At 60.6% G+C, this 8,695-nt stretch carries 12 protein-coding genes; 6 read left to right on the top strand and 6 right to left on the bottom strand.

What is annotated here, in order from left to right:
* Together WBB85_RS11530 and aat are read left to right on the top strand one after the other, a co-directional pair.
* Positions 1-1,219, top strand: a 1,219-nt coding sequence (locus tag WBB85_RS11530) for an acetyl-CoA carboxylase biotin carboxylase subunit (RefSeq protein ID WP_432638759.1), incomplete at its 5' end; no start/stop codon positions are given.
* A gap of 28 nt (positions 1,220-1,247) precedes the next feature.
* Entirely contained in the window at positions 1,248-1,877 is a 630-nt protein-coding gene (gene aat, locus WBB85_RS11525) for a leucyl/phenylalanyl-tRNA--protein transferase (RefSeq protein WP_432638758.1), read from the top strand.
* Here the strand turns inward: aat and WBB85_RS11520 are convergent.
* The 4 genes from WBB85_RS11520 to WBB85_RS11505 form a co-directional block, all read right to left on the bottom strand.
* On the bottom strand, positions 1,814-2,200 hold the full coding sequence (locus tag WBB85_RS11520; RefSeq protein ID WP_432638757.1) for a DUF2155 domain-containing protein: 387 nt from the start codon (positions 2,198-2,200) through the stop codon (positions 1,814-1,816). The two genes, aat and WBB85_RS11520, sit on opposite strands and share 64 nt — an antisense overlap.
* Positions 2,197-2,667 (bottom strand): outer membrane lipid asymmetry maintenance protein MlaD, encoded by a 471-nt coding sequence (gene mlaD / locus WBB85_RS11515; protein ID WP_432638756.1) that lies wholly within the window; start codon positions 2,665-2,667, stop codon positions 2,197-2,199. Before mlaD ends, WBB85_RS11520 begins: the two co-directional genes overlap by 4 nt.
* Positions 2,667-3,041 (bottom strand): NADH:ubiquinone oxidoreductase subunit NDUFA12, encoded by a 375-nt coding sequence (locus tag WBB85_RS11510; protein ID WP_432638755.1) that lies wholly within the window; start codon positions 3,039-3,041, stop codon positions 2,667-2,669. Before WBB85_RS11510 ends, mlaD begins: the two co-directional genes overlap by 1 nt.
* 201 nt (positions 3,042-3,242) lie before the next feature.
* Positions 3,243-3,866 carry a TetR family transcriptional regulator C-terminal domain-containing protein gene (locus WBB85_RS11505; RefSeq protein ID WP_432638754.1) on the bottom strand — a complete coding sequence of 208 codons (624 nt, stop codon included), beginning with the start codon at positions 3,864-3,866 and terminating at the stop codon, positions 3,243-3,245.
* Positions 3,867-4,031: 165 nt separating this feature from the next.
* On the opposite strand from WBB85_RS11505, the gene WBB85_RS11500 reads away from it, so the two are divergent.
* On the top strand, positions 4,032-4,319 hold the full coding sequence (locus WBB85_RS11500; protein WP_432638753.1) for a cupin domain-containing protein: 288 nt from the start codon (positions 4,032-4,034) through the stop codon (positions 4,317-4,319).
* Here WBB85_RS11500 and WBB85_RS11495 read toward each other — a convergent pair.
* On the bottom strand, positions 4,235-5,173 hold the full coding sequence (locus WBB85_RS11495; protein ID WP_432638752.1) for a class I SAM-dependent methyltransferase: 939 nt from the start codon (positions 5,171-5,173) through the stop codon (positions 4,235-4,237). The two genes, WBB85_RS11500 and WBB85_RS11495, sit on opposite strands and share 85 nt — an antisense overlap.
* A 99-nt stretch (positions 5,174-5,272) precedes the next feature.
* Positions 5,273-5,905: a TetR/AcrR family transcriptional regulator gene (locus WBB85_RS11490; protein WP_432638751.1), complete on the bottom strand. Its 633-nt coding sequence runs from the start codon at positions 5,903-5,905 to the stop codon at positions 5,273-5,275.
* Between the two features lie 126 nt (positions 5,906-6,031).
* On the opposite strand from WBB85_RS11490, the gene WBB85_RS11485 reads away from it, so the two are divergent.
* The 3 genes from WBB85_RS11485 to WBB85_RS11475 all read left to right on the top strand — a co-directional run.
* Positions 6,032-7,282: a Zn-dependent hydrolase gene (locus WBB85_RS11485; protein WP_432638750.1), complete on the top strand. Its 1,251-nt coding sequence runs from the start codon at positions 6,032-6,034 to the stop codon at positions 7,280-7,282.
* The gene (locus tag WBB85_RS11480; protein ID WP_432638749.1) at positions 7,279-7,806 is read left to right on the top strand and encodes a HEPN family nuclease; all 528 of its coding nucleotides are present in this window, start codon (positions 7,279-7,281) and stop codon (positions 7,804-7,806) included. Before WBB85_RS11485 ends, WBB85_RS11480 begins: the two co-directional genes overlap by 4 nt.
* A partial coding sequence (locus WBB85_RS11475; RefSeq protein ID WP_432638748.1) for an amidohydrolase family protein occupies positions 7,803-8,695 on the top strand: 893 nt, incomplete at its 3' end. The genes WBB85_RS11480 and WBB85_RS11475, both read left to right, overlap by 4 nt.

Genomic DNA, 8,695 nt, shown 5'->3' with positions numbered 1-8,695 from the left:
GATGGCCGATGAATCGGTTTGCATCGGGCCTGCATCCTCGACCGACAGCTATCTGTCGAAAGCCGCCATCATCTCGGCCTGCGAGATCACGGGCGCGCAAGCCGTGCATCCGGGCTATGGGTTCCTGTCCGAAAACGCGGCCTTCGCGCAGGCGCTGGAAGACCACGGCATCACCTTTATCGGCCCCTCGGCGCAGCATATCCGCATCATGGGCGACAAGATCACCGCCAAGGAAACCGCCAAGAAACTTGGCATTCCGGTTGTTCCCGGGTCCGATGGCGGTGTCGCCGATACGGCGGCGGCAAAGAAGGTGGCGGCCGAGATCGGCTATCCGGTGATCATCAAGGCCACGGCCGGTGGTGGTGGCCGCGGCATGAAGGTTGCCAAGGACGAAAGCGAGCTGGAGATCGCCTTCCGTACCGCGCGGTCCGAAGCCAAGGCTGCCTTCGGCAATGACGAAGTCTATATGGAGAAATACCTCCAGCGGCCGCGCCATATTGAAATTCAGGTCTTTGGCGACGGCAAGGGCAGCGCCGTACATCTGGGGGAACGCGATTGTTCCTTGCAGCGCCGCCATCAGAAAGTGTTTGAAGAGGCCCCAGGCCCCGTCATCACCCCCGAACAGCGCGCCGAGATTGGTGCCATCTGCGCCAATGCGGTCGCCAAGATCAACTATATCGGTGCGGGCACAATCGAATTCCTGTTCGAGGATGGCGAGTTCTATTTCATCGAGATGAACACTCGTTTGCAGGTCGAACATCCTGTCACCGAAGCGATCTTCGGTGTCGATCTGGTGCGCGAACAGATCCGCGTGGCCGAAGGTCTGCCGATGTCGTTCACGCAAAGTGATCTGGTGGTGAACGGCCATGCGATCGAGGTGCGGATCAATGCCGAGAAACTGCCGAACTTCTCGCCCTGTCCCGGCAAGATCACCCAGTATCACGCGCCGGGCGGCCTGGGCGTGCGGATGGATTCGGCCCTTTATGACGGCTATTCGATCCCGCCCTATTACGACAGTCTGATCGGCAAGCTGATCGTCCATGGCCGCGACCGGCCCGAGGCGCTGGCCCGCTTGCAGCGCGCTTTGGGCGAGCTGATCGTGGACGGGATCGACACGACCATCCCCTTGTTCCACGCGCTCTTACAGGAACCGGATGTCCAGAGCGGCAACTACTCCATCCACTGGCTGGAAAAGTGGCTGGACAAGGAATTCGGCTGACCCGCACGCATGGCCGCAAGGCGCGGCCATGCTGACGCCGGACCTGATGCTGTCGGGCTATGCTCAGGGCATCTTTCCGATGGCCGAGGGCCGGGATTCCGATGAGCTTCACTGGGTCGATCCGCGCTTGCGTGGAATCATACCTTTGGATGGTTTCCACATTTCACGCTCATTGAAGCGGGCTATTCTACGTCAAGATCATACCGTTCGAACAAACTCGGCATTCTCAACCACCGTCCGCGCCTGCGCCGACCGCGATGAAACCTGGATCAACGCGCCCCTTCTGACCCTATATGAGACGTTGCACGCTATGGGCTGCGCCCATTCGCTGGAGGTCTGGCAGGAGGGCGAACTGACTGGCGGGGTCTTCGGCATCACGCTCGGTGCGGCATTCTTTGGTGAAAGCATGTTCTCAACCCGCACCAATGCGTCGAAGATCGCGCTGGCCTATCTGGTCGACCGGCTCAGGGTGACGGGCTTCACGCTTTTTGACACCCAGTTCCTGACCCCGCATCTGGCCTCACTCGGTGGTGTGGAAATCCCCCGCGCCGCCTATCGGGCGCAACTGGCCGAGGCGCTGGTGCGGGATGCGGATTATTCGGCCGCTTCGGTGCCCTCGGCCTCTGGGATGGTGCAGCGCATGACCCAGACGTCATAGCGCGGATCGTCCATGGCCGAGAGCGCTGGGCTCGACGCGATCATCCAGCCGTCGAAAGCCACCGCGCCCGAATTCGCATCGGCGATGGTCACATGGGCAAAGGCGTTCGAGGAATGGTCGGAAACCGGATAGCGGCAATCAGCGAGCGTCACTGACAGGCGACCGAAATCCTTGGTCTCACCGATGGCAAGATCGATATCGGTTGTCGTGCCGGCCACCTTGTCGAGGCCGCGCAAAAGCGCGCCGGGCGCGCTTTCGACATCCTGCGCCATCGCCCCGCCGGATAGGGCAAGCATGGCGACGACCGCCCAAAGGGATTTCATGGCGCGCTATCCCCTGCGGGTGTCTCATCACCGCCGCCGACGAATTTCATCATCAACGCGATGACGCTGACAGCCCCTTGGGTATCCTCGATCTCGGTGCCCGGCTCCAGATCCAGAGGACTGCCGCCGGGCAGGATCTCGACAAAGGCGCCACCCAGCAGCCCTTCCGAGGCGATGACAGCGGTGCTGTCATCGGGCACGACGATGCCGTTCTTCACGGTGAATTTCGCGTCGGCAAAGAAGGTCTGCGGGTTCAGCGCCAGTTCGGTGACCGAGCCGACCTTGACCCCGGCCATGCGCACATCGGTGCCGACAGTGATGCCCTCGACCGACCGGAAACTTGCCGTCAGATCGTAGCTGTCAGTGGCACGGGTCAGGCCCGCGCCGTCCGAGGCGTAGACAAGAAACCCCAAAGCGGCGGCCAGAACGCCCGCGCCGGTCAGAACCTCTGTGACATTCTCGGCCACTATTCGGGGCTCCAGGCCTCATAGTCCCGCCGCTCGGCCGGGGCTGCGTGCCGGATTGAGCCTGCGGGCGCATAGGCAAGGGCTGTGCCCGTCAGGTTGGCCTCATGCGGCTTTTCCCAGGGCTTGTGGGCCAGTGCGGCCTTGGTCGGCGGTTCATTCCAGGTGAAATGCAGCCAGCCATGCCAGTCGGGCGTCACCCGGCTTGCCTCGCTCTCGCCGTTATAGATCACCCAGCGCCGCTTGCCGTCACGGGTCTGGTAAAAACAGTTGCCTTCGGCATCCTCACCCACCTTCACCCCCTTGCGGGCGGTGAAAAGCTGGGTTCCCAGCGTCTGGCCATTCCACCAGGTCAAAAGGCGCAGCAGGAATTTCATCAGGCAACCTCCGGGCAGTCCTGCCCCCTTATAGCGCGGGCACGGGCGAGGTCCAGAGACAAGACCGTATCGTCAACGCCTTGCCCTTGTTTTTGCCGTATCCGTAACGCCGTGCCGGTCGATCCTCGCACCGCTCTACCGGGTTTCAGACACCCGTCCCGGTTCTTGGCCGCGCTGGCATTGCCCGATGGACCGCGCCCGTCAGGGGGCCAGAAGCTTGCGAAAGAGCGTATTTAGAAATGCGTCGGCCTCGGAATAAGGATCATGGTCGGGACCAAGCACCGCACGAACCTGAACGTCGAAATCGGCATAATGCTGGGTCATGGCCCAGATCGAGAAGATCAAGTGATGCGGCGGCAGATCGGCGATGCGGCCGGTTTCGGCCCAGTGGCGCAGGGTCGAGGCCTTTTCATCGACCAGAGCCTTCAGATCCCCCTCAAGGGCTTCTTTTATGCGTGGCGCGCCTTGCAGGATCTCATTGGCGAAAACACGGCTTTCGCGCGGATAGTCGCGGCTCAGTTCCAGCTTGCGGCGCATATAGCCAAGAATTTCCTGCACCGGATCGCCATCCGGGTCGAGCGCGCGCAAGGGATCGAGCCATGTATCGAGCAGCCCCGACAGCAATTCGGCGTGGATCGCTTCCTTCGATGGAAAGTAATAGAGCAGGTTTGGTTTCGACAGACCGGCAACCTCGGCAATCTGATCAAGCGTCGCCCCGCGAAATCCGTACTGGGAAAAAACGTCAAGGGCCGCGTTCAGGATCGTCTGACGGTTCTTCTGCTGAATGCGGGTCAGGGGCCGGTTCACCGCCTGTTGTTTCGCCACGCGCTGGTTCTCCCTTGCCGCCTTTTATCGTGCTAGCGTGGATTTGACCGGAAGGTCAAACGGCAAATTGGCATCATCCGACGGCAGGCTTTGGACATAGCAGCAGACCTGCAGCGCAGTTGCCGTGAGAATGTCGACCCATCACATCAGGCCAGGGAGGCGCCAATGACCCGTCCAGCATGTCTTGCCACCGTTCAGATCGACGATGACCGGGTCCGCGTGACCCGTTTCGATTTCGCGCCGGGGGCCGAAACCGGCTGGCACCGGCATGGGCATGACTATGTCATCACCGCTGTGACCGATTGCGAGATGGCGCTGGAAGAGCCGGGGGGCGGTGTCCGGCAGGTCACCGTTCCGGCCGGAACCTCTTATCGCCGCGACGTCGGGGTGGAGCACAATGTCATCAATGCCGGTTCCGCCTCCATGACCTTTGTCGAGGTGGAACTGAAATGACGTGCGGGCGCGGTGACCGGCTCGGCGGCGGCCGGTTTCGTGGCGCAATACATCAGATAGTCGCGCCGTCCTTCGGCGAAATCCTTGTAGATCCATGAGCCAGGCAGCCCGGCCCAGAGCTTGACCGCCCGGCGGGTGCCCGGCGGAAACCGGCGGCCGATTTCGCGGGCCCGACGCTCGTGGTCACGCTCAAGCCCGCGCAGGATGTTCCCGGTGATGTCGGTGACCTCAACCGGTCCGAAACCGGCCTGATCAAGGGACGCGAGCGTCATGCGCTGCGCAGCTTTCGGGTCGCCACGGGGCGGCGTGAAATCGGTGTAAAGGAAGTGACCGCCGGGTTTCAGCACGCGAAAGACCTCGGCCAGGAAGGCGTTCAGATCGGGGTAGCAGTGAGAGCTTTCGACATTGGTCACCGCGTCGAATTCACCTTCGCCAAAGGGCAGGTCCATCGCATTGCCCTGCCGGAAGGACAGACCGTCGACCCCGCCATAGACCCGCTGGCAAAAGGATATCGCCCGGTCGGCCAGATCGCAGCCAATCATTTCGCGCGTTTCATGATAACGGTGAACATAGGATGCCCCGCCGCCGCGCCCCGATCCGACATCGAGCACCCGTTTCCCCGTCAGATCGGTCTGGCCAGCCACCGCATGGTAGAGTTGTGCACAATATCGCTCGGCCTCGTCTTCGGCGCGTAGCTGTGGCATGTCTTCGTCCCGGTCGAAGGCAAAACCGTAATTCATGAATTTCAGATCCGTGGCATTCCTTAAATGCCAGCCGATCAGTTCGTAAAGAAATTTGGCGCGTGATCCAAAGAAATACTGAACCCTGCTCGGGCGCAATGACACCATATCCATCCCAGCCTGTCCCTTATTATTGCGATCAGAATTGGCCGGGATTACCTGCAGGTCAATAATTCTCGTGCAATTTGATGCAATTGATCGGGCATCTGTGGCTCAGATCGCGCCTATTCCGCGCAGGATGATGGTTTTCACATTATCTTTCGCGGCTTTCCATTGCCGGTCGTTCAACGGCTTGCCGCCGTTCAGGGTTTCGATCTGGTGACCAAAATCGGCGTAGTGCTGGGTCGTGGCCCAGAGCATGTAAAGAAGATGGCGCGGATCGACCGGTTCCATCTTGCCCTCATCCACCCAGCGCTGGATCAGTGCGGCACGGCCCGCGGTCCAATCCCGCAGCGTGGTTTCCAGATAATCCTGAATGACCGGCGCGCCATGCATCACTTCGCTGGCCCAGACCTTTGACCCATCGGCATGACGGCGCGAGATTTCCATCTTGGCGTCGATATAAGCGCCGATGCCGGAGGCGGGGTCGGGGGCATTGTCGAAACTGTCCGCCGCATGCAGCCAGATCTCGAAAATCTGTTGCACCACCTTGCGATAAAGCTCTTCCTTGGTCGGAAAGTAGTAATGCAGATTGGCTTTCGGCAGCCCCGCCATATCGGCAATCAGCTGCATCGTGGCTCCACCGAACCCGGCTTCGGCAAAGACCTTTTCAGCTGCTGCCAGAATGCGCGTCTCATTCTCGCGCCGGGTTGCATCCCGTTTCGATATCCGTTCAGGTGCCGCCATACGCCCCAAGATTTTTGTTGACCGAATGGTCAGGTTGTGGTCGTCTCATTCCTGACCATACGGTCAGAAAGACCGTTACCGCAAGGGGCATCAAGACCCGTAACCGGATGGCACAGGAGGAAAGACATGCCCGCACCCGGAGAGAACCTCAGGATTGATCCCGCGCGCCTTTGGGACAGCCTGATGGAAATGGCAAAGATCGGCCCCGGCATCGCGGGCGGCAACAACCGCCAGACCCTGACCGACGATGATGCCAGGGGCCGTGCGCTGTTCCGGAAATGGTGCGAGGCGGCGGGCATGAGCATGGGCGTCGACACGATGGGCAACATGTTCGCCACAAGGGCGGGTGAGGACCCGGACGCGCTTCCGGTCTATATGGGCAGCCACCTTGATACCCAGCCGACGGGCGGCAAATATGACGGCGTGCTGGGCGTGCTGGCGGGGCTAGAGGTCGTGCGCACGATGAACGACCTTGGCGTCAAGACCAGGCACCCCATCGTCGTCACCAACTGGACCAATGAGGAAGGCACCCGCTATGCCCCCGCCATGCTCGCCTCTGGCGTTTTTGCCGGTGTGCTGGAGGAAGACTGGGCCAAGGACCGCGTCGATGCCGAAGGCCTGCGCTTTGGCGATGAACTGAAGCGCATCGGCTGGGAGGGCGATGAGCAGGTTGGCGCCCGCAAGATGCATGCGATGTTCGAACTGCATATCGAACAGGGCCCGATCCTTGAGGCCGAGGGCCTCGATATCGGAGTTGTCACCCATGGGCAGGGGCTCTGGTGGCTTGAGGTCACGCTGACCGGCAAGGATGCCCATACCGGATCAACGCCGATGAACATGCGGGTCAATGCGGGCCTTGGCATGGCGCGGATCACCGAATTGGTGCACCGGATCGCAATGGAAAATCAGCCCGCCGCGGTGGGTGCCATCGGCCAGTGCAACCTCTACCCCAACAGCCGCAATGTCATCCCCGGAAAATGCGTCTTTACCGTCGATATCCGCTCCCCTGACCAGGCCAAACTGGACGGCATGCGGGCAAGGCTGGAGGCCGAAGCGCCCGGGATCGCCGCGGAGCTGGGGCTGGGGATCGAGATCGAACCCGTTGGCCATTTTGATCCCGTCACCTTCGATCCGACCTGCGTCAGCGCTGTGCGTTCAGCCGCCGAACGGCTGGGTTACAGCCATACAGACCTGATTTCCGGCGCCGGTCACGACGCCTGCTGGATCAACAAGGTGGCGCCGACCGCGATGATCATGTGCCCCTGCGTCGACGGCCTGAGCCACAACGAGGCCGAGGAGATCAGCCCCGAATGGGCAGCGGCGGGGACGGATGTGCTCTTGCACGCGGTCCTGGAGACGGCGGAGGTCGTGGGGTGACGCCATTTCACGAAATTGACATTCCGAAAGTTGCGCTCCTTGAGCACGAAATTTTTTTGGAAGCGACCCGGCTCGATGCACTGAGTGCAGCAAGTGGGAATATTCTAGAGGGTAAGGGGCTAAAGCGAGACGAAATCCCTCCGCCTCCTTATTTTCAAACCAGAATTTTGTCGCTTCTTTATCTGGTAATTTTGTATCCGCATGAGCTTTGGGAAAAAACGGAATTGCGCAGCAAGCTGATCGATAATCTTGAGGCCAACTCAGCACTCAATAAAATATGCGGCGAAAATCTGCCCGATTTCTTGCGGCACATTCGAAACTCAATTGCCCATGCGCGTGTACAAGTAACGGCCGGGGGCAGGACCACATTTGTTGATAGGTTTAAGGGGAAAGAGACATTTAGAACCGAGCTCAGTTTAGAAGACGTGCAAACACTTCTGTCTGCGGTTGGGTCCGCGTATGCAGAACTCCGCGAAAAGCCGTACCGCGATGAAGCTTTGAAGCAACTTGGGGGGCGTCCATGACCACAGTCATCAAGAACGGAACCATCGTCACCGCCGATCTGACCTACAAGGCAGATGTGCTGATTGAGGGCGGCAGGATCGCCCAGATCGGCGAGGGCCTCAAGGGCGACACCGTGCTCGACGCGACCGGGTGCTATGTCATGCCGGGTGGGATTGATCCGCATACGCATCTGGAAATGCCTTTCATGGGCACCTATTCCACCGACGACTTTGAGTCCGGCACCCGTGCGGCCCTTGCGGGTGGCACGACGATGGTCGTCGACTTCGTGCTGCCGGGGCAGGGGCAGGGCCTGCTCGACGCCAAACAGATGTGGCACAACAAGTCCGGCCGCGCCAATTGCGACTACTCCTACCACATGGCGGTGACCTGGTGGGGCGAGAAGGTCTTTGACGACATGAAGACCGTGATCGAGCAGGAAGGCATCACCACCTTCAAGCATTTCATGGCCTATAAGGGTGCCCTTATGGTCAATGACGATGAGATGTATGCCTCGTTCAAGCGGTTGGGCGAGCTGGGCGGCATTGCCCTTGTCCATGCCGAAAACGGCGATGTGGTGGCAGAGCTTTCCGCGAAACTGCTGGCCGACGGCAATACCGGCCCCGAGGCGCATGCCTATTCGCGGCCCCCGCAGGTCGAGGGTGAGGCCACCAATCGCGCGATCATGATCGCCGATATGGCGGGCGTGCCGCTTTATGTCGTGCATACCTCTTGCGAGGACAGTCACGAGGCCATTCGCCGGGCGCGGATGCAGGGCAAGCGCGTCTGGGGCGAGCCGCTGATCCAACACCTGACGCTGGATGAATCTGAGTATTTCAACAAGGACTGGGATCATGCCGCCCGCCGCGTCATGTCGCCGCCTTTCCGCAACAAGCAGCATCAGGACAGTCT

The sequence above is a fragment of the Albidovulum sp. genome (assembly GCF_049646345.1).
GTDB lineage: Bacteria > Pseudomonadota > Alphaproteobacteria > Rhodobacterales > Rhodobacteraceae > Albidovulum.
Note: the sequence above shows the minus strand (reverse complement) of the source record. Positions and strands in the feature narration are given on the sequence as shown.